The sequence below is a fragment of the Bacillus sp. EB V-12 genome, from assembly GCF_056158125.1.
Window position 1 is genome coordinate 64,265 of the sequence record NZ_JBUXJL010000006.1, and the last position, 19,129, is coordinate 83,393.

Annotated in this window: 23 protein-coding genes; 9 read left to right on the plus strand and 14 right to left on the minus strand. The window is 38.2% G+C overall.

Annotated elements, in window-relative coordinates:
- Positions 1-76: 76 nt before the first annotated feature.
- The 3 genes from ACZDYH_RS19280 to ACZDYH_RS19290 all read right to left on the minus strand — a co-directional run bounded on the left by ACZDYH_RS19280 (position 77) and on the right by ACZDYH_RS19290 (position 2,104).
- Positions 77-841: a TIGR01457 family HAD-type hydrolase gene (locus ACZDYH_RS19280; protein ID WP_000276467.1), complete on the minus strand. Its 765-nt coding sequence runs from the start codon at positions 839-841 to the stop codon at positions 77-79.
- Between the two features lie 109 nt (positions 842-950).
- A complete protein-coding gene (locus ACZDYH_RS19285) occupies positions 951-1,583 on the minus strand; it encodes a helix-turn-helix transcriptional regulator (protein ID WP_000503345.1) in 633 nt (210 codons plus the stop codon).
- 80 nt (positions 1,584-1,663) lie between these two features.
- Positions 1,664-2,104 (minus strand): DUF86 domain-containing protein, encoded by a 441-nt coding sequence (locus ACZDYH_RS19290; RefSeq protein ID WP_166694940.1) that lies wholly within the window; start codon positions 2,102-2,104, stop codon positions 1,664-1,666.
- A 147-nt stretch (positions 2,105-2,251) separates the two neighbouring features.
- Here ACZDYH_RS19290 and glpX point away from each other — a divergent pair, with 147 nt between their 5' ends.
- The 4 genes from glpX (at position 2,252) to ACZDYH_RS19310 (ending at position 4,909) form a co-directional block, all read left to right on the plus strand.
- A complete protein-coding gene (gene glpX / locus ACZDYH_RS19295; protein ID WP_000439090.1) occupies positions 2,252-3,223 on the plus strand; it encodes a class II fructose-bisphosphatase in 972 nt (323 codons plus the stop codon).
- A 16-nt stretch (positions 3,224-3,239) separates the two neighbouring features.
- Complete coding sequence (locus ACZDYH_RS19300) at positions 3,240-3,506, plus strand: DUF3055 domain-containing protein (protein ID WP_000392606.1); 267 nt, start codon at positions 3,240-3,242, stop codon at positions 3,504-3,506.
- A 372-nt stretch (positions 3,507-3,878) separates the two neighbouring features.
- Positions 3,879-4,376: a cytoplasmic protein gene (locus tag ACZDYH_RS19305; protein ID WP_086385640.1), complete on the plus strand. Its 498-nt coding sequence runs from the start codon at positions 3,879-3,881 to the stop codon at positions 4,374-4,376.
- 11 nt (positions 4,377-4,387) lie between these two features.
- Positions 4,388-4,909 (plus strand): GNAT family N-acetyltransferase, encoded by a 522-nt coding sequence (locus ACZDYH_RS19310; RefSeq protein WP_025686792.1) that lies wholly within the window; start codon positions 4,388-4,390, stop codon positions 4,907-4,909.
- 10 nt (positions 4,910-4,919) lie between these two features.
- On the opposite strand, the gene ACZDYH_RS19315 is transcribed toward ACZDYH_RS19310, so the two are convergent.
- Positions 4,920-5,222 carry a YutD family protein gene (locus ACZDYH_RS19315; protein ID WP_000435943.1) on the minus strand — a complete coding sequence of 101 codons (303 nt, stop codon included), beginning with the start codon at positions 5,220-5,222 and terminating at the stop codon, positions 4,920-4,922.
- A 118-nt stretch (positions 5,223-5,340) separates the two neighbouring features.
- Between ACZDYH_RS19315 and ACZDYH_RS19320 the strand changes: the two genes are divergently transcribed.
- The gene (locus ACZDYH_RS19320) at positions 5,341-5,919 is read left to right on the plus strand and encodes a YhcN/YlaJ family sporulation lipoprotein (RefSeq protein ID WP_000744132.1); all 579 of its coding nucleotides are present in this window, start codon (positions 5,341-5,343) and stop codon (positions 5,917-5,919) included.
- Positions 5,920-5,953: 34 nt separating this feature from the next.
- Here ACZDYH_RS19320 and ACZDYH_RS19325 read toward each other — a convergent pair whose 3' ends face one another.
- The gene (locus tag ACZDYH_RS19325) at positions 5,954-6,688 is read right to left on the minus strand and encodes a MerR family transcriptional regulator (protein ID WP_000178775.1); all 735 of its coding nucleotides are present in this window, start codon (positions 6,686-6,688) and stop codon (positions 5,954-5,956) included.
- Positions 6,689-6,788: 100 nt separating this feature from the next.
- Here ACZDYH_RS19325 and ACZDYH_RS19330 point away from each other — a divergent pair, with 100 nt between their 5' ends.
- A complete protein-coding gene (locus tag ACZDYH_RS19330) occupies positions 6,789-7,604 on the plus strand; it encodes a YhfC family intramembrane metalloprotease (RefSeq protein ID WP_002204855.1) in 816 nt (271 codons plus the stop codon).
- A 25-nt stretch (positions 7,605-7,629) separates the two neighbouring features.
- Here the strand turns inward: ACZDYH_RS19330 and ACZDYH_RS19335 are convergent, their stop codons facing one another.
- Entirely contained in the window at positions 7,630-8,061 is a 432-nt protein-coding gene (locus tag ACZDYH_RS19335) for a hypothetical protein (protein WP_025686793.1), read from the minus strand.
- A 133-nt stretch (positions 8,062-8,194) separates the two neighbouring features.
- Between ACZDYH_RS19335 and ACZDYH_RS19340 the strand changes: the two genes are divergently transcribed.
- Together ACZDYH_RS19340 and ACZDYH_RS19345 are read left to right on the plus strand one after the other, a co-directional pair.
- Entirely contained in the window at positions 8,195-8,749 is a 555-nt protein-coding gene (locus ACZDYH_RS19340) for a histidine phosphatase family protein (RefSeq protein ID WP_434713035.1), read from the plus strand.
- A 74-nt stretch (positions 8,750-8,823) separates the two neighbouring features.
- Positions 8,824-9,303, plus strand: a complete 480-nt coding sequence (locus tag ACZDYH_RS19345; RefSeq protein ID WP_000272746.1) for a YbaK/EbsC family protein — start codon at positions 8,824-8,826, stop codon at positions 9,301-9,303.
- 21 nt (positions 9,304-9,324) lie between these two features.
- Here the strand turns inward: ACZDYH_RS19345 and lipA are convergent, their stop codons facing one another.
- Positions 9,325-10,221, minus strand: a complete 897-nt coding sequence (lipA, locus tag ACZDYH_RS19350; protein ID WP_000166372.1) for a lipoyl synthase — start codon at positions 10,219-10,221, stop codon at positions 9,325-9,327.
- A gap of 189 nt (positions 10,222-10,410) precedes the next feature.
- On the opposite strand from lipA, the gene ACZDYH_RS19355 reads away from it, so the two are divergent.
- The gene (locus ACZDYH_RS19355) at positions 10,411-11,394 is read left to right on the plus strand and encodes a M23 family metallopeptidase (RefSeq protein ID WP_000944665.1); all 984 of its coding nucleotides are present in this window, start codon (positions 10,411-10,413) and stop codon (positions 11,392-11,394) included.
- 73 nt (positions 11,395-11,467) lie between these two features.
- Here the strand turns inward: ACZDYH_RS19355 and yunB are convergent, their stop codons facing one another.
- The 7 genes from yunB to sufD form a co-directional block, all read right to left on the minus strand.
- Positions 11,468-12,199, minus strand: coding sequence for a sporulation protein YunB (yunB, locus tag ACZDYH_RS19360; protein WP_012593364.1), 732 nt, complete (start codon positions 12,197-12,199; stop codon positions 11,468-11,470).
- A gap of 54 nt (positions 12,200-12,253) precedes the next feature.
- Complete coding sequence (locus tag ACZDYH_RS19365; RefSeq protein ID WP_000248466.1) at positions 12,254-12,556, minus strand: YunC family protein; 303 nt, start codon at positions 12,554-12,556, stop codon at positions 12,254-12,256.
- A 65-nt stretch (positions 12,557-12,621) separates the two neighbouring features.
- A complete protein-coding gene (locus tag ACZDYH_RS19370) occupies positions 12,622-14,037 on the minus strand; it encodes a bifunctional UDP-sugar hydrolase/5'-nucleotidase (RefSeq protein ID WP_368074230.1) in 1,416 nt (471 codons plus the stop codon).
- 701 nt (positions 14,038-14,738) lie between these two features.
- The gene (sufB, locus tag ACZDYH_RS19375; protein ID WP_001118827.1) at positions 14,739-16,136 is read right to left on the minus strand and encodes a Fe-S cluster assembly protein SufB; all 1,398 of its coding nucleotides are present in this window, start codon (positions 16,134-16,136) and stop codon (positions 14,739-14,741) included.
- 48 nt (positions 16,137-16,184) lie between these two features.
- The gene (sufU, locus tag ACZDYH_RS19380; protein ID WP_000009523.1) at positions 16,185-16,616 is read right to left on the minus strand and encodes a Fe-S cluster assembly sulfur transfer protein SufU; all 432 of its coding nucleotides are present in this window, start codon (positions 16,614-16,616) and stop codon (positions 16,185-16,187) included.
- Positions 16,606-17,826 (minus strand): cysteine desulfurase SufS, encoded by a 1,221-nt coding sequence (gene sufS, locus ACZDYH_RS19385; RefSeq protein ID WP_001020767.1) that lies wholly within the window; start codon positions 17,824-17,826, stop codon positions 16,606-16,608. Before sufS ends, sufU begins: the two co-directional genes overlap by 11 nt.
- Positions 17,826-19,118 carry a Fe-S cluster assembly protein SufD gene (sufD, locus tag ACZDYH_RS19390; RefSeq protein WP_000152167.1) on the minus strand — a complete coding sequence of 431 codons (1,293 nt, stop codon included), beginning with the start codon at positions 19,116-19,118 and terminating at the stop codon, positions 17,826-17,828. The genes sufS and sufD overlap by 1 nt, the downstream gene beginning before the upstream one ends.
- Between the last annotated feature and the right edge of the window lie 11 nt (positions 19,119-19,129).

Genomic DNA, 19,129 nt, shown 5'->3' on the forward strand with positions numbered 1-19,129 from the left:
TGTTAGCCCACACCAATCGGGCTGCCAGCAAATATCAGAAAAAAAGCTGTTCCAAAGTTTGGAACAGCTTTCTTCATTACATCTTCTCAATCCACTCCGTCAAGTTATGCACAACTTGCGTCGGTTGTACTTCGTATTCTGTTAACTTCTCCACAGTTGTGACTCCAGTGTGGACAAGAAGGGTATGCATACCAGCATTTATTCCTGCTAAAATGTCTGTATCGTAGTTATCCCCAACCATTAATGCTTCATTCTTTTCTATGCCAAGCACTTTCAAAGCTTGTTCCATAATGATTGATTCTGGTTTTCCGATAAAGATTGGATCCACACCTGTTGATACTGCTACAACTGATGTTAATGAACCATTACCTGGTAATAATCCTCGCTCAGTTGGGATGGCAATATCCCCATTTGTAGAAATAAACGTCGCGCCATTACGCACAGCAAGACACGCTTTTGCTAATTTTTCATATGTGATGTCACGATCTAAACCCACAACAACGAAATCAGGATTTTCATCCACAAGTTCAAATCCTTTTTCCACAAGTGCATCGTGTAAGCCTTCTTCACCAATCATATATACAGTTGCGTCTTGTTTACGTTCATAAATGAAGTTCGCAGTCGCCATACTCGTTGTGAATACTTGCTCTGCTTTCGCTGGAATATCGAAACGAACAAGCTTTTCTGCTACCTGTTCCGGTTTGCGAGTTGAGTTATTCGTAACGAATAAATATGGAATGCCGCGCTCTCCTAATGCTTTTACGAAGTCGCTTGCTTCTTCAATTTGTTCTTCTCCGCGATACATCGTACCGTCTAAGTCAATTAAGTAACCTTTATACATCGATTATGTCTCTCCTTCTATGCTAACGTTCTCACCTTATCATACCACTCTTATATTACCCGCTTTTCCAAAAGAAAAAAACGCTTTACCTTAAAGCGCCCCATAACGTTCATTTTTTCTCTTTTATTTGGTAAGAACAACTACAATCGCCCTCGCACATATTTGCTAGCGTTTTCACTTCTGCGTTCGTAAATAAACGCTTATACATTTCTTTTTCATCTTCACACACTTGCGGGAATCTCTCGGCAATTTCCTTTAACGGACAGTTTTGTTTTTCAATTACGAAAGATTTCTCTCCATCTCTCTTTATTTGAACCATATAACCATTTTTCTCTTGCATAGCTGCTATCTCTTGCACTTTATATGCTAAATTCTTTTGATTACTCACTCTCTTTTGTAACTGTTCTTCCATTCGCTTCGTTCTCTCTTTTAAAACGTAACGAAGTATTTTTTCATCGCCCATTCGAGCTAAATCTTCTAGCATATCAATCGCAAATTGCTTATACTCTTTCGGGAATGTATCTTCTCCCTTTTCGCTTAATCCATACAAATAAGTTGGTCTTCCGACATGTTGCCTTACCATCTTAGAATAAATGAGTCCGTCTTTCTCAAGATTACTTAAATGTCTTCGAATCGCCATTTCTGTAATCTCTAAAACGTCAGCTAGTTCCGCTACCGTGTGCTCTCCCTTTACTTTCAACAATTGTACAATCTCGTCTTTCGTAGTACGTGCTTCCCCCATACTTCACCCTTCTCCCTTTTCTTTCTCACATACAATATAAGATCCCCAAAAGGCATTCTCTGGGGATCTTATAAGCATAATTATTCTGGTACAAATGCAGATACAGGTCCTAATTCCTTTTCTAAATAACTGTGAATATTTGCTGGGTACTTTTCCACCACTGCAATATGTTTTTGAATCGTCTTATATAATTCATCATGATTCATTTGAATATAATCTTGCGTAAGCATTTTTCGAAGAAGGATAATTTCTTTCATCCCTTGTCCATCTTCTTCACTTATCACTCGCTCATCCATTAAAATATCAATAATATCTTCATAGCTTCCTGGATCGCGCATAATAAATCCATCAATCATCGCATTTCCTACATCTAATACAGTATCAATAATAAGATGGGCTATGCGCTCTAATGCGTAAAATTCAAACTCGGTTTCATATATCTTTTTCTCTTGAAATGTACTTGTTGCTCGTTCTAAACATACTAGCATTTGTTCTATTTTCTTTCTGTCTACAAAATACATGAATGTCACCTACCTGGAAATTAAAGCATTTACATTTTAATTGTAACGCTTTCTTCTGAAAAAATCGACAATTTTTCGAATTCACCTTTTCTCCGTTATTTGTTATAGTTATATTTGTATGATTTTTGAAATTGGAGGAATGGAATCTTGGAACGTGAACTCGCACTAGAAATTGTCCGTGTAACAGAAGCAGCAGCCTTAGCATCCGCACAGTGGATGGGCCGCGGAAAGAAAAATGAAGCAGATGATGCAGCAACTACAGCAATGCGTGATATGTTCGATTCAGTAAACATGGCAGGTACAGTTGTAATTGGTGAAGGAGAACTTGATGAAGCACCGATGTTGTATATTGGTGAAGAACTAGGAACAGGTAACGGTCCAGAAGTAGATATCGCCGTTGATCCATTAGAAGGTACAAACATCGTTGCAAAAGGTCTTGCAAATGCAATGGCAGTTATTGCAATCGCAGACAAAGGGAACCTTCTTCATGCTCCTGATATGTACATGGAAAAAATCGCGGTTGGTCCAAAAGCAGCTGGTAAAATTAGCTTAGATGATCCAATTGAAAAAACAATTGAAATTGTAGCAGAAGCTAACAATAAAAAGATTCGCGATCTAACAGTTATCGTTCAAGAACGTGAACGTCATCAAGATATTATTGACCGTGTTCGTGCAAAAGGTGCACGCGTAAAATTATTTGGTGACGGTGATGTTGGTGCGTCAATCGCAACAGCACTACCTGGAACGGGTATCGACTTATTCGTAGGTATTGGCGGAGCTCCAGAAGGTGTTATTTCTGCAGCAGCATTAAAATGCCTTGAAGGTGAAATGCAAGCTCGCTTAGTTCCAATGAACGAAGAAGAAGAAGCTCGTTGTCGTGAAATGGGATTAGAAGACCCTCGTCAACTTCTTATGTTAGATGACTTAGTATCTGGGGATGATGCAATCTTCTCAGCAACTGGTGTATCTGCTGGTGAGTTATTAGACGGTGTTAAATTCCTTGGCGGAGATTTAGCTGAAACATACTCTATCGTAATGCGTTACAAAACAAGAACAGTACGATTCATTAAAACGCATCACCATTTAGATCATAAACCACACTTAAACTTAGATATTTAATAAAGGAGCCATGTGTATGGAAGAACGTTTCTTTCTGTACGACGATACTGTCGCTACAAAAACTCGTTTCGTTAGCTTTATGGGAGAAAATGAGCGTCACGATTTAGCGCTTTTATACTCCGATCGTCATTACGGTAAAACAATTGTCCTTGATATGCAACGCAATAAATTTGCAATCATCGGTGCTGACGATTTAAACGAACCAGGCTACTTAGAGCATGCATTTTCTATGACTGAAGAAATTGCAGAAGAATTACGCTCATTTTTATTTGAACTTATATAATTTATCGTATGCACCAGCTATTTTAGCTGGTGTTTTTTCATTAATAGAGTTTTGAATTTTCAATCTTTTGTGTTATAATGAAGAATAAATCTATTTGGATAGAAAGGACGTTATCTACGTATGCCAACAACTACTTTGTAATGGACCAGCAATTGGATAGCATTACTCTCAAAAAAGCACCGTGCTTTTTCAAGGGAGTAGTCTGCCCATTCCCATTACAAAGGAACGTATTGCATCTGTAGTATGATGTTTACGGAGGTTCCTCTTTGGGGACCTCCTTTTATTTTTGTCTTTTTCTCATGTCTTCATACTACAAGACATCCAAATAGCTGTATTACGTTTCTTTGCCACTACTATAAGAGGTGAAGGAAAATGCAGAAAGTACAACTTTCTTGGAGTTTATATGAAAACGAGCAAAACACAATCGAAAAATATTGTAAAAATTGCAGACGTACTACCCTATTTACCGATACAAATATTCGTAGGCATAACGCCAACGGAAAAAACATATACCGCTTTGCCATTTATAAATGTCCGAAAGACCATACGTGGAATCAAAAACTTCGTATTTATAAAGCATTTACTGATCACGTTGAAACAGTCGATATGACGCAGCAGGATCAGCCAGAAACAACTACTACCATTTCCATTACGCAACATCAAGAAAGCGGCATAACCGAAATCACGATCGTATTAGATATCGTTTTCGGTTCCCACCGCATCGATAAAGCCTTATCCACATATATTTCCGACTGGAGCCGTACACGCATTGTGGATAAAATTAAAAATGGGGATATTCAATTAAACGGACAACAAATGAAACCAAATACAATACTTTCTGAAGGCGATTCTATTTCAATTTGTTTATAAGGGGGAGTCTCATGCTAAATGTGAGAAAAGGTACGATGAATTTATTAGACGAATTAGATGCAATGTATACAGAATGTAAAAAAGCGCTCTTACAAAAGAAAATTTATCAATGGGATGATTCATATCCGACTCGAGAACATATTGCCTATCACTTAGAACAAGGTGAACTCTACTGCCTATTTGAGCATGATTCGCTCGTTGGTGCTGTTGTGTTGAATGAGTGGCAATCTCCAGAATATGAGCTAATTGATTGGTCAGAAACACACGGTCGCTTTCTTATCGTCCATTCTTTCGTCATCCATCCTTTCGCCCAAGGAAAAGGATATAGCAAAGTACTTTTATCCTTTTGGGAAAATGAAGCAAAACGAAAAGACTATACGGGCATACGATTAGATGCTTTCACTGGCAATCCCGTTTCATTGCATTTGTATGAAAAGAATCATTATATTTGTCGAGGTGCTGTTTATTTTTCAAGTAAACAGCCTCCTCACAATTGGTATAACTGCTATGAAAAAATCCTCTTACAATTGTAAGAGGATTTTTTTATTTCTTCACTTTTCGTAATACAAAATGTGCGCAACCGAAGTTACAGTACTCGTATAAATACTCCGTTAACGTACTAATTTTCGTATCATATGTCGCACGTTGGTTACTATCATCAAAGAATCCTCGCAATCTAAGTTGCTCATATCCCCAGTCCCCAACGATGTAATCATATTTATTTAAAATTTCTGCATAGCGCTCTTTAAATGCTTCTTCACTAAAACCGTCACGAAAGTTTTTAATTACTTCGTACTGAACATTATTAATGCTCACCGTAGCATGAATCTCTTGCTTTTGCTCCATCATTAACTTCCTCTCTAAGCATTCTTCTTTTTATCGTATCACAAAGCATAACAACCAACAATTTCAAATACAAAAAATTGCAAATTAGTACATGCTATGGAGAAGGAGGTGATACATCGTGAAAAAACAAATTTTACTTTCCCTTCTCACTCTTTCCTTATTTGCAGGCTGCCAATCAGCGAACAAAGCTGAAATGGAACGTGAAGAAGGAAGCCGTGTTCTTGTTTCCAATAAAAACGACATGTATCATACGGAAAATACAAATACAAGACTCACAAGAGTCGGTTATTCTTCTAAACAAAAGCATGAAGTATCTAACAAACAAGTAGGGGCCATTAATCGCGAGAAGGTCGCTGAAATGATTACAAGCATGACAGTCAAACTTCCTGACGTTACAAACGCTGCTACACTCGTTACTGATGATGAAGTGTTCGTTGTATACCGTGCAAACACAACGGATCCAAAACTCGTAGCGGATCAAGTATATAGAGCTGCTTTGTCCATCGTTCCTCGCTATTATAAAGCATATGTATCAACAGACCAAAAGTTGATTTCTCAAATTCAAGGGCTTCAATCTGGCGCATTAAATGATACAGAATATACACAAAGCCTCGATATGTTAAAACGAGAAATGAGTAAAAATCCTCATTTGAACAATACGGGAGATCAGACTTTGAATGATATGATTAAAAAGTAAAACAGGTGGAGAAAATCTCCACCTGTTTTACTTTTTATTTTTTATTACGATCCGCATAAACCTCCATCGCATCACACATAAACTGCGCTAATCCCTCACCAAACTTATCGATATTTTTCGTAAAACGCTCATCAGCGACGTACATTTGACCGAGTCCTTTAAAAGCATCTAACGAATATTCACCGAAGTTTTGCAAGTAATCGTACCATACTTTAATAGCTGCCTGCGCCTCTTTAGAATCTGGTGCATCGTGTCTAAGCGTTGCTAAATTTCTATAAATAGCATTAAACTCCTCTTGGTTCTCTTTTGACATACCTTTTGCATATTCGTTCGCTTTATCTACAGCTGCGTCTCCCCATTTTTCACGTGCTTCTTCTTCATATGGGTTATGGCTGAAATCGAATCCTTCAAATTTCTCTTTATTCGTCATTTCAATCTCTCCTTTTGTATGCTGAATTGTTTTATCAATCGTCGCAATCACCTTATCTAATCTGGCACGCTTTTCAAGAAGCATCTTCTTATGAAGCTGTAGTGCCTCTTCGCGATCAAATGATGGACTCATGATAATCTCTTTAATTTTCTTCAAAGGGAAGCCAAGCTCTTTAAAAAACAAAATTTGCTGCAATGTCTCTAAATTTTCATTGGAATACAGACGATATCCAGACTCTGTCGTCTCGTCTGGGGTTAACAACCCAATTTCATCGTAATGATGCAGTGTGCGCACACTAATTCCAACTAAATCAGCTACTTCTTTTACTCTCATTGTCATTTGTATCTCCCCCTTAGTACATACGATAAAGTATGACGCAACGTTAGAGTCAATAAGTAAATTCATTTTCTTTCTAAAAGTTTCATCTCTCCCCTATTTCATGCATAATAGATATGTACATATATTAGAAAGCGGTGAAAGTATGGTTTCAAATACTGTAATTGCCAGCATCATTTTTCAACTCATTGTCTCGATTCTGGTCCCAATTATCGTACTCGTTTATTTCCGTAAAAAATATAATATGAATTGGAAAGTGGTCGGCGTTGGTGTTCTTATCTTTATCGGATTCACCCAAATTCTTGAAACACCATTCCACCTATTTATGCGCGGTAATCCAACAATCGCTCCATTTTTAGAAAATCCGTTTGTCTTCGCAATTTATGGCGGATTGACTGCTGGTATTTTTGAAGAATTAGGACGCTTCGTTGCCTTCTTCTTCTTACTAAAAAAATATCTAGAATATAAAGATGGCTTCGCTTATGGAATTGGTCACGGCGGAATTGAATCTATTTTAATTGGCGGTTTTTCTGCATTACAAGCATTAATCTTTGCTAATTCTATTAACGATGGTAGCTTCGCTCGACTGATTGAACAAAAACCCGAGCTTAGCATTTTACAGGACATGTTAATTCAGCAACCTGCCTACTTATACTTCCTTGGTAGCTTAGAAAGAATTATGGCACTCGTGCTTCAAATCGCCTTTACAATGCTTGTTTTATACGCAGTCAAACAGAAGAAATATATCTTCCTAGTATACGCTATACTATTCCACGCATTTGTAGACTTTTTCGCGGCACTTTACCAAACAAAAACAATCAACATCTTCGTTGCCGAAGGAATTACACTTCTGTGTACAATTGGCGCTGTCGTTCTTATTCGCAAAATGAAAGAGAAATTAATGAGTGTACCGGAGTAAAAAATAAACCACCAAAATTGGTGGTTTATTTTTTATATGGATGATAACTTTTGCCCTCTTGCAGCTCCCTCTTTGTTTCTGCATCTATAACGATATATTTATGAAACTCTCCTACTTCATTTTGAATAAAAGAAGCGAAAAAGTATACTTGGCGATCAGAGTGAACAAAAAAATCTTGAAGTACCACTCTACCTCGACAACCGACAGCTGTTTTTTGTAGGAAAGAAAATTCTTCATCAGGCACTTCTTTAAATAAGATTTTTTTCCGAACACTATATGCTGCATTTTTGTATTCTTTATAGATCTTCTTATCTAACTGTTTATAAAAAACATCCTCACTCACAAATGACTTATTTCGATTGCTTGGATAATTTAGTTTTTGATTCGACTCTGCATAAGTTGTGGACAAGTGTATAAAAAAACAAAGACTAAATACAATACATATCATTTTATTCATGATTGCACCTCAAATGTTCATTATCCACATTACTTTTCCACATATTTAAATCAATATGCTGTTTCCAATAAAAAGGAATTATTTCTACATTTGTCGAAGTATATAGCGTCAACTTGAAAGATGGGGATGAATTATGAAGAAAATTATTATAATACGACATTGTTCAGCAATTGGGCAAAAACGTGATGATGAATTAACGACCGATGGAAAAGACCAAGCAAACACCCTTGCTACATTCCTCTTAGAAAATCATCTACAAATCGATCATATTATTTCAAGCCCATTTGTCCGAGCTATCGATTCCATTCGGCCCTATGCGCTCCAAGCTAACTTATCTATCCAAGAAGATGAACGATTAACTGAACGCATATTGAGCAACATTCCAATGGATGATTGGATGCAAAAACTAGAATCTACTTTTACAAATATAGATATTGCCTTTTCAGGCGGAGAGTCAACAAAACAAGCAACAGACCGGGCCCTATCGCTTATTCAAGACGTTTTACAATTAAACCATACGACAACACTACTTGTTACACATGGCAATTTACTTACACTCATTTTAAAGCATTTTGATCATACAATTGGCTTTAATGAATGGAGAACTTTAACGAATCCTGATATTTACGAAATTATAATCGACGAACAATGTATCATAAAACGCTTATGGGAAGCATCGTCCAAGTAATATCCCTTTCCAAAACATTCAGTTGACGCCACGAGAAGAGACTGTTCTAACAATAGAAAGGGGTATCATTTCATATGTACGAAGACGTACTTGCTTTACTACATAAAACAAATGTTTCTTATGAAAAATTCGAACACGAACCAGTACTCGATTATGAGACCGATCGGATCGTACGCGAGAGACTTGGCTTACAAGGCACCCCAAGTAAAAGCTTATTTTTAAAATCAAAGTCTGGAGATTATTACGTATTTTTTACGTTAGAGGGCACAAGGCTCAACCGGGGAGAGATGAAAGAACTATCAGGAGAACGCTTATCTCTCTGTTCTCCTGATGAACTGCGAGACAAAACTGGTTGTACGCCGGGATGTGTGGCTCCTTTCGGATATTCACACGATGTAACAATTATTGTGGATAACGCTATTTATACGTACGATAAAATTTTAATTACACCTGGTGTTCCTGAATTTACAATTGAATTATCCACAGAAGAATTAAAAAAGATTTTATTAACATGTCCAAATACCGTTTTAGAGTACAAACAAAAAGAGAGCTAATCATTAGCTCTCTTTTTTTCATTATTTAGCTTCTGCTGTTTTTTCTTTTGCAGAACGTACTTGCTCGTCCGCATGGTAAGAAGAACGCACAAGTGGGCCAGCTTCACAGTGGCTAAATCCTTTGCTAAGTGCAATTTCTTTAAGCTCTGCAAATTCTGCTGGTGGGTAATATTTAAGAACTGGTAAATGCTTCTTAGATGGTTGTAGGTATTGCCCAAGAGTTAAAATATCTACATTGTTTGCACGTAAGTCATCCATTGCTTCAATTAAATCTTCTCTCGTTTCACCTAAGCCCACCATAATGCTCGATTTAGTTGGAATATCAGGCTGCATTTCTTTCGCTCGACGTAAAAACTCTAATGAACGTTCATATTTTGCTCTAGCGCGAACTCGGTCAGATAATCGACGTACTGTTTCAATGTTATGGTTTAAAATATCTGGTTTTGCATCCATTAACATTTTTAAGTTTTCTTCTACTCCACCCATATCAGATGGTAATACTTCGATAGACGTGAATGGGTTTTTACGACGTACTGCGCGTACTGTTTCAGCAAAAACAGCTGCTCCCCCGTCCTTTAAATCATCACGTGCAACCGCTGTTATAACAACGTGCTTTAAGCCCATTTGTACTACTGAATCTGCTACGCGTTCTGGTTCTTGTAAATCAAGCTCAGTTGGTAAGCCTGTTTTAACCGCACAAAAACGACAAGCACGTGTACAAACCGCACCTAAAATCATAAATGTTGCTGTTTTTCTTACAGCCCAGCATTCATGAATATTCGGACATTTTGCCTCTTCACAAACGGTATGAAGATTCTTAGAACGCATCATTTTCTTTAAGCCTGTATAGTTTTCATTCGTGTTTAACTTAATTTTCAACCATTCGGGCTTGCGCTTATATTCTGTTTGTTTTGTCATGGTTATCAACTCCGCACAATATGAAATAGTTTACCGTGTTCGCTTCTTTCAATGTAACATATCTATTCTAACGTATGAAAGCGATTTGCTCAAATGAAGATTCTAAGATTTTTTCCAATCGTTCCCTATAATGAAATACTCCGTATATCCCACACTAAAAAGAGTGATGTTGTGAAAGGAGTCTATTTCATGCTTCGAAAAATTTCTCTTTTGCTTTCTATTTGTTTTCTTCTTCACCAAAACATCGCTTACGGTGAAGATAATCAGCAAAGCATATACGAAAAGCGCATGGCACTATATAAAGAAACCGAGCAGTCTTCAGGCATTCCATGGTATTACTTAGCTGCAATGGATCAATATGAAAGAAATATACGGAGCGTAAGAAAAGATATTCCGAAAAAACCAGATGCCATCATTTCCCTTTATTTCAAACCAGAAATATGGGCTGGACCTATTAATAGTAACGATACTCTCCCCCATACAATTTCTCTATTTGGCGGAATAGGTTTAGATGGTGACAAAGATGGATTTGCAAATGCAAATAGCGACCGTGATCTTCTGCATACCGCAGCGACTATTTTAAGGAAACAAGGAACGTCAGAAGACCGTATTAAAATTATGCTCTGGGAATATTATAGACGTGCAAAAACAGTTGATTTAATTAGCGAATATGCCCAAATTTATAAACATTATGGACGTATTAATTTAGAGGGAAATGCTTTTCCTCTTCCGATCCGTAGTGACCATAGCTACCGTAGTACTTTCGGCGCTGGAAGAAGTTTTGGCGGCAGAAGGATTCATGAAGGAACAGATATTTTCGCCGGATATGGCGTGCCAGTAAGATCGACTTGCTATGGCATTATTGAAACGAAAGGTTGGAACCGCCTTGGTGGATGGCGCATTGGTATTCGCGACCTTCATAACAATTACCATTATTACGCTCATTTAGGCGGGTTCTCAAAAGAAATACAGCTTGGACAAATTGTTGAGCCAGGGAAAGTAATCGGATTTGTTGGTAGCACTGGTTATGGACCTCCTGGTACAGCCGGAAAATTTCCGCCCCACTTACATTTTGGCATGTATAAAGACAATGGCTATACAGAATGGGCCTTCGATCCATACATGCATTTAAGCCTTTGGGAACGCAAAGAACGAGCAAATACAAAACGATAACCGTAGCTGCATTGCTACGGTTATTTTTTATCCATTAAAAGCCTGGCTGAGCCGGATTTCACTTTATTTACAACTAACTATCTGTTTTCTTTTTATCAGGTACAGCAACACTTCCACTTCCATAATACGTAGGCACTTCCCCTTGAACGATACGCGTCGCAATCGGAACATTTTGTTTCACCGTTATCTCTTTCGTATGAAATGGAATAATTACCTGCAATGTTACTTCCATTTCCATAACAATTTGAATTGCTGTAGTATTAATCCCATGCGGCTCAATTTTTTGTTTAATATTTGTATTCACATGCCCAATTGGCGTGAAATGAATCGGAATATCCGGTCCTATATTACCAAGAAGTGCATTATCAGTTACACGCCCAAAAGGAACTGCCATAGTCGCCCCGTTTTTTTCAGAAATACCTAGCTCCTTCAACTTCCCTTGTTCTACTTGCTGCAAATATTTTTCTATGTACGTGGTCGTTGACGTTACGATTTCATTTACTTGCTTTGTATTTAAATTAATTGTAGATACTTTTCCGTTTTTATCATTCTGTACTTTCATTAATGAATCTACATCGAATCCTTCATTAATTCGATCCTTTACTGCCTTCGTCATAATTGCCGTCGCCATTTTATGCGTCTCTACTTCCCCATATTTAATTAAGGTCGGCTGAATATTATTATTCACAATCCACAACCCTTGCGTAAGTAATATAATAAAAAGAATAAACGACATAAGCAGTATATACCGAAAGGCAATAGGTCCCCTTCGAAACCGCGAGTTTTTCGAGCGAAATATACTCATAAAAAAACCTCCTTCTTATATCATTTCTATGCAAGAAGGAGGGACGATATATGCTTATCTCATTTTTAATAATGCTTCTTTTCCAATCGTTCCTGCTGGAATGCCTAATGCTTCAGCTCCAGTCGTTACCGATTCTAGCGGCGCTTCAAGAAGTTGTTCAATCGTTCTTACACCAACCGCACGGCCAGCAATAATTCCTCGATCACCTAACTTCTCATTTAAAAGACCTACATCTAATGCACCACACATAATATATCCTTTATCGCTCATTACAGCTAGCAAATTTGTCTTTGGAAGTTTCACGCTAACCGCAATAAACGTATAATTATCAATTATAATTGGCTCCACATTAACCATAGTTCACACTCCTCTCTTTCTTATCTGTATGACAAGAGAAAAATGAGTGTTACAAGTTAACTAGCCTATAGTTTAACGGAAGATGTATAAGTTATTAACATATCTGTTAACACATCTCTAAGTAGTTCTGGCATATAATATTGTTTGTCAGAAAGTGTGGATAGCTCTGGGTATAAGTAGCCAAATGTAAACATATCAATTGTTCCTACTGTATATATACGATCTAATTCCAGCGATTCCCCGTTAATTAATACATCTTCGAGTAAAATTTTATTCCCAGGAATCGTATCTGGAATTACTTCTACACCCGCGTAAATCATTTTCCCCATCACTTTCCCACGAAATCCGAATCCTTTCACCTCAAGATTCTCCATATTCGGCTTACGTGCTTTCAAAATAACTTCTCTTAATATCTTTCCTGGAACTTTCAAAGCACACGGATTAATTGGATGTGGACAAATTCTGTGAATATCTCCGCGCGTTACGACACCCTCTTCTAACCCTTCAAGAAGTACACCAACATTCACCATGCCAACTTCTGCACCGCACCATGTTTTCAGCGCACTTGCTAACATATGAGAAAACGGCGTCTCATGAAACCAATCAACCTGTAATGACTCTTTTAAATGAACGACAGGCTCTGCCATTATATGCTTACTTTCTTCCTGCAGTATTTCAATTGTGGATAACGGCTCGCTATAAGCACCTAACCGTTCCGTCTTAATCGCTCTACCGTCCTTTTTCAACAGCTTCTTCGTCTCTTTATCCACAGTAAGCTGCACGTGCCCAACGTAACGTCCCCACTTTTCACAGCAACAAAGTAAAGTATTATTCATTAGAACACCACGCTCAAATAAATGATGCGTATGTGCCCCTAAAATAACATCTACATCATAATGCTCTGCCATATACTCATCCATACTTTTTCCAAGGTGAGAAAGGACAACTGTTATATGAGCCTCATCTCTCACTTCTTCTAAAATAGACTCTAAATGGATAAGCGGATCTTCAATATGCCAATCGAGCATTTGATAAAACTCTGGATACGCAACAGTTAACCCGATAAAAGCAATCGTAATCCCATCTGTCGTTGTATGTAATTTATAAGGCTTTGCCCATGATGGACGTACACCTTCTTTTTCAAATAAATTTGCAACAAGTACTTCAAATCCAGCATCATCATAGAGCCGATTTAAATGCTCTTTCGCTAACGTAATTCCTTCATTATTTCCGATCGTTACATAATCATATAACGCCTCATTTAAAAGCTTCGTATTCCCAAGCCCATTTGTCGCTTCCGAAATACTATGAAAACGATCCACATGATCGCCGATATCAATCGTCAAAACAGTCTCTCCCGCTTCCTGTCTTCGCTTTTTCTCCCCTAGAACAAACCGAGAAATTTGCGGCCAATTTTCAAAATGACTATGTATATCGTTTGTATGATAAAGGTGGATGATTGTTTCTTTATTTGTATTCAGAGAAAAAACCTCCTCTCAGTTCCTTACTGCCATTTACGCTATGCGCACACAATAATCCTGTAAATACTTTTCGTCTTTTCTTGCTATTTTACATTGTACTCGCATTGTGAGAAAAAGCAAAAGATTGTCCTTTTTATATGAGAAACTTTTGCTAATGCAGGAAAGAATTCCAGATAGTGGAGGGAGGGGTGGATTTGTCAAAAAGTTTAATAGAGAATTCAGTGGGTGGTTGTTCAAGTGGATTTGTCAGTATCTTTGTCTTAAAGCTAGTCGTTCTCTGTTCTTATAAAATATTTGGGGGTATGTGAGGATTTTCTTTTGTCTTATCTTGTCGACAAATCGATATTCCTTGTCGAAACGTTGATATATTGAAATAATCGTTGATATATTCCCGTTTATGATCGATATATTTGAAAAATCGTTGATATATTTAGCTGAACACCCACCCGGGTATCCTCTCCCGAGCCAAGCCGAGCCAAATCCGCAAAACAAAAAAGCGCCCTGCACAGCAGGACGCTTTCTTCATACATATATTATCCAGTTCCAGCGGCTAGAATAAGCCGCTGCCACTTTTAAATATTGTCCAGCTTCGCCTCCTAGACCTTCATGTCTAAGAACCTTCCGCACGAGAAGATAAAAAGCATCTTCTGTGCGAAAGAACCTTAGCCAACGGGTCTGAACAATCGGCTCCGCATTTCTATTTAACCAATAGAACCTTCCATCTCAAACTTGATTAGGCGGTTCATTTCAACTGCGTATTCCATTGGAAGTTCGCGAGTGAATGGCTCGATGAAGCCCATTACGATCATTTCTGTAGCTTCTTGCTCAGAAATACCGCGGCTCATTAGGTAGAATAATTGTTCTTCTGATACTTTCGATACTTTCGCTTCGTGCTCAAGTGAAACGTAATCGTTTTTGATTTCGTTGTAAGGAATTGTATCAGATGTAGATTGGTTATCCATGATTAACGTGTCACACTCGATGTTAGAGCGAGAGTTTTTCGCTTTTGGTCCGAAGTGTACGATACCACGGTAAGTTACTTTACCACCATGCTTCGCAATCGATTTAGAAACGATTGTTGAAGACGTGTTTGGTGCTAAGTGAATCATTTTCGCACCAGCATCTTGGTGTTGGCCTTTACCAGCAATCGCGATAGATAATGTTAAACCACGAGCGCCTTCGCCTTTTAAGATAACTGCTGGGTATTTCATCGTTAATTTAGATCCGATGTTACCGTCAATCCATTCCATCGTTGCGTTTTCTTCACAAACCGCACGTTTTGTAACTAGGTTGTATACGTTGTTCGCCCAGTTTTGGATTGTTGTATAACGGCAATATGCATCTTTCTTAATGATGATTTCTACTACCGCACTGTGAAGTGAGTTAGTTGTGTAAACAGGTGCTGTACAACCTTCTACGTAGTGTACGTGTGCGCCTTCGTCTACGATGATAAGCGTACGCTCGAATTGTCCCATATTTTCAGAGTTAATACGGAAATACGCTTGAAGTGGTGTATCAACTTTAACACCTTTTGGAACGTAGATGAATGATCCACCAGACCAAACTGCAGAGTTTAATGCAGAGAATTTGTTGTCTGTTGGTGGGATTACTTTTCCGAAATGCTCACGGAAAATATCTTCGTTCTCTTTTAATGCGCTATCTGTATCTTTGAAGACGATTCCTAGAGCTTCTAGGTCTTCTTTCATGTTGTGGTATACAACTTCAGATTCGTACTGTGCAGATACACCAGCTAAATATTTTTGCTCAGCTTCTGGAATACCTAATTTATCAAATGTTGCTTTAATTTCATCAGGTACTTCATCCCAAGACTTCTCAGATTTCTCAGATGGTTTTACGTAGTACGTAATTTCATCGAAATCTAAGTCGTTTAAGTCGCCGCCCCATTGTGGCATTGGCATTTCGTAGAACTTATCCAGTGATTTTAAACGGAAGTCTAACATCCACTGTGGTTCTTCTTTCATACGTGAAATTTCTTCAACGATCTCTTTTGTTAAACCGCGTCCAGCACGGAAAATCGAAACGTCTTTGTCTTTGAAACCATATTTATAATCGCCGATATCTGGCAGTTGCTTCGCCATGTTGGTGTGTCCCTCCTTAGATAACCTCGTTTTTAGGAACCTTTAACATTACTTATCTTCGTTTAAGCCCTTTTCTAACGCTTTCCACGCTAATGTTGCACATTTAATACGTGCAGGGAACTTGCATACGCCTTGTAATGCTTCAATATCTCCTAAATCGATGCTGTCATCGTACTCTTTTCCTAGCATCATGTCAGAGAAAATTTTCGAAAGCTGAAGTGCTTCTTCAATTTTCTTACCTTTTACTGCTTGTGTCATCATTGAAGCTGAAGACATTGAGATTGAACATCCTTCACCTTCAAACTTCGCCTCTTGCACAATACCTTCTTCTACTTTCATCGTAAGTTGAATACGATCGCCGCAAGTTGGATTGTTCAAGTTAACGGTAACACTATCTTCTAACACGCCATGGTTACGAGGATTTTTGTAATGATCCATAATAACTTGACGATATAACGTATCTAAATTATTAAATGACATTTGTGAAATACTCCTTTGTCTTGATTAGCGATTCAACAAATGTATCAATTTCTTCTTTTGTATTATATAAATAGAAGCTCGCACGTGCTGTTGAAGAAGCTTTTAGCCACTTCATAAGCGGTTGTGCACAGTGATGTCCTGCGCGAACTGCAATGCCTTCTACATCTAATACAGTCGCTACATCGTGAGGATGTACGTCTTCAATATTAAATGTAACAAGACCAGCGCGATGCTTTGGACCATAAATTGTAACGCCATCTACTTCTGATAGTCTTTCTAAAGCGTATTGCGCTAATTCATGCTCATGCTTTTCAATATTATCAAGACCGATTTCTTCTAGGAAATCAATTGCCGCACCAAGTCCGATTGCATTACCGATAATCGGTGTACCTGCTTCAAACTTCCACGGAAGCTCTTTCCACGTAGATTCTTGTAAATCTACGAAATCAATCATTTCACCGCCAAATTCAATTGGCTCCATATTGTTCAGCAATTCTTTTTTACCATATAATACGCCGATACCTGTAGGTCCGCACATCTTATGAGCAGATAATGCGTAGAAATCACAGTTTAAATCTTGTACATCCACTTTCATGTGAGGTGTACTTTGTGCACCATCAACGACCATAATTGCGCCATTTTCGTGTGCGATTGCTCCGATTTCTTTTACAGGGTTAATCGTTCCAAGTACGTTTGATACTTGCATAATAGAAACGATTTTTGTATTCGGTGTAACTGTTTGACGAACATCTTCTAAAGAAATTGTACCGTCTGGTTGAAGCGGAAGGTATTTTAAAGTTGCACCAGTTTTCTTCGCAACTTGTTGCCACGGAATGATATTACTATGGTGCTCCATGTAAGAAATAACGATTTCATCGCCCTCTTTTACATTTTCAAGACCATAGCTAGCTGCTACTGTATTTAATGCAGTTGTCGTTCCGCGCGTGAAAATAATCTCTTCCATTGATTTCGCGTTAATAAACTTGCGAACTTTCTCACGTGCACCTTCATACGCGTCGGTAGCTTTCGTACCGAGCGTATGAACACCGCGATGCACGTTAGAATTATATTCTTTATAGTAACGTTCTAACGTTTCAATGACTTGAATTGGTTTTTGAGAAGTTGCTGCACTATCGAAATAAACAAGTTGTTTGCCGTTCACTTTTTGATCAAGAATTGGAAACTGTTTGCGTATTTCATGAATATTCATTAGCGAACTTTCCTTTCAATTACCTCAACAAGCTGTGCCTTTACTCCTTCAATTGGAAGCTCATTAACTACAGGTGCTAAGAATCCATGGATGACTAAACGTTCTGCTTCGCGTTTTGGAATACCACGGCTCATCAAGTAGTATAGTTGGACTGGATCTACGCGACCTACTGAAGCTGCGTGACCTGCCATTACATCATCTTCGTCGATTAAAAGAATTGGGTTTGCATCACCGCGTGCTTTTTCATCTAACATAAGAACGCGAGAAGATTGTTGTGCATTTGATTTAGATGCACCGTGTTCAATCTTACCAATTCCGTTAAAGATAGATGTTGCACTATCTTTTTGTACACCGTGTTTTAAAATCCAACCTTCAGAGTGTTTACCGAAGTGAACAACTTTAGTTGTAAAGTTTTGTGTTTGGTTACCACGGCCAATTGTTACTGTTTTCGTATCAGCATATGAACCGTCGCCCATTAAGTTCGTAACGTTCTCTGAAATTGTGTTTCCGTCATTCATAAGGCCTAGAGCCCAATCAATACGGCCGTCGCGTCCTACAACGCCGCGGCGGTTAACGTAAGTTGTTACGTCTTTTGCTAATAGATCAACCGCACCGAATTTCACTTGTGCGCCTTGTTCCACGATTACTTCTGCCACGATATTTGCAATACCTTTAGCATTTTCATTTGCAACGTAGTTTTCTACATAAGTTGCAGTACTGTTCGCATCAGCTACGAATAATACGTGATTATATACGTTAGCTTCTTCGCCATCTACTAAGAATACAGCTTGAAGTGGAGTTTCAAGAACAACGTTTTTCGGAACATATACGAATGCACCGCCGTTGATTAATGCAGCATGAAGTGCAGTTAGACGATGCTCGTCTACTTTCACGCCGTCTTTCATTAAGTACTTTTGTACTAGTTCAGCATGCTCAGTTGCAGCTGTTACGATGTCTGTGAAAATAACACCTTTTTCTTTTGCTTCGTCTGCTAAAGAAACGAACGCAGTTGTACCAGTGCGTTGTACTAATACGCTGTTATTTTCATCGATTAAGTTTTTCACTGCTTCTGGAAGTTCAGTTAAAGAACTTACAGGCTCTTGCTTAGCAGCGTCGCCTTTTCCGATAAAGTCCCATTTGTCAATTTTCGTTTTATCAGGCGTTGGCATTGGAAGTTCAGTTGCTTGTGCAAGAGCTTGTAAGCGGAACTCAGTCAACCAAGCTGCTTCGTTTACTTCGCTTGCGCGTTGACGGATTGTTTCTTGATCGAAAGGTAATGTACCGATTGTCATGTTTATGCTCC

Bases quoted from the DNA above. Each gene is read 5' to 3' on its own strand.
- ACZDYH_RS19280 (WP_000276467.1), bottom strand. From the start codon at position 841: ATGTATAAAGGTTACTTAATTGACTTAGACGGTACGATGTATCGCGGA.
- ACZDYH_RS19285 (WP_000503345.1), bottom strand. From the start codon at position 1,583: ATGGGGGAAGCACGTACTACGAAAGACGAGATTGTACAATTGTTGAAA.
- ACZDYH_RS19290 (WP_166694940.1), bottom strand. From the start codon at position 2,104: ATGTATTTTGTAGACAGAAAGAAAATAGAACAAATGCTAGTATGTTTA.
- ACZDYH_RS19300 (WP_000392606.1), top strand. From the start codon at position 3,240: ATGGAAGAACGTTTCTTTCTGTACGACGATACTGTCGCTACAAAAACT.
- ACZDYH_RS19305 (WP_086385640.1), top strand. From the start codon at position 3,879: ATGCAGAAAGTACAACTTTCTTGGAGTTTATATGAAAACGAGCAAAAC.
- ACZDYH_RS19310 (WP_025686792.1), top strand. From the start codon at position 4,388: ATGCTAAATGTGAGAAAAGGTACGATGAATTTATTAGACGAATTAGAT.
- ACZDYH_RS19315 (WP_000435943.1), bottom strand. From the start codon at position 5,222: ATGGAGCAAAAGCAAGAGATTCATGCTACGGTGAGCATTAATAATGTT.
- ACZDYH_RS19325 (WP_000178775.1), bottom strand. From the start codon at position 6,688: ATGACAATGAGAGTAAAAGAAGTAGCTGATTTAGTTGGAATTAGTGTG.
- ACZDYH_RS19330 (WP_002204855.1), top strand. From the start codon at position 6,789: ATGCATAATAGATATGTACATATATTAGAAAGCGGTGAAAGTATGGTT.
- ACZDYH_RS19335 (WP_025686793.1), bottom strand. From the start codon at position 8,061: ATGAATAAAATGATATGTATTGTATTTAGTCTTTGTTTTTTTATACAC.
- ACZDYH_RS19340 (WP_434713035.1), top strand. From the start codon at position 8,195: ATGAAGAAAATTATTATAATACGACATTGTTCAGCAATTGGGCAAAAA.
- ACZDYH_RS19345 (WP_000272746.1), top strand. From the start codon at position 8,824: ATGTACGAAGACGTACTTGCTTTACTACATAAAACAAATGTTTCTTAT.
- lipA (WP_000166372.1), bottom strand. From the start codon at position 10,221: ATGACAAAACAAACAGAATATAAGCGCAAGCCCGAATGGTTGAAAATT.
- ACZDYH_RS19355 (WP_000944665.1), top strand. From the start codon at position 10,411: ATGCTTCGAAAAATTTCTCTTTTGCTTTCTATTTGTTTTCTTCTTCAC.
- yunB (WP_012593364.1), bottom strand. From the start codon at position 12,199: ATGAGTATATTTCGCTCGAAAAACTCGCGGTTTCGAAGGGGACCTATT.
- ACZDYH_RS19365 (WP_000248466.1), bottom strand. From the start codon at position 12,556: ATGGTTAATGTGGAGCCAATTATAATTGATAATTATACGTTTATTGCG.
- sufB (WP_001118827.1), bottom strand. From the start codon at position 16,136: ATGGCGAAGCAACTGCCAGATATCGGCGATTATAAATATGGTTTCAAA.
- sufU (WP_000009523.1), bottom strand. From the start codon at position 16,616: ATGTCATTTAATAATTTAGATACGTTATATCGTCAAGTTATTATGGAT.
- sufS (WP_001020767.1), bottom strand. From the start codon at position 17,826: ATGAATATTCATGAAATACGCAAACAGTTTCCAATTCTTGATCAAAAA.
- sufD (WP_000152167.1), bottom strand. From the start codon at position 19,118: ATGACAATCGGTACATTACCTTTCGATCAAGAAACAATCCGTCAACGC.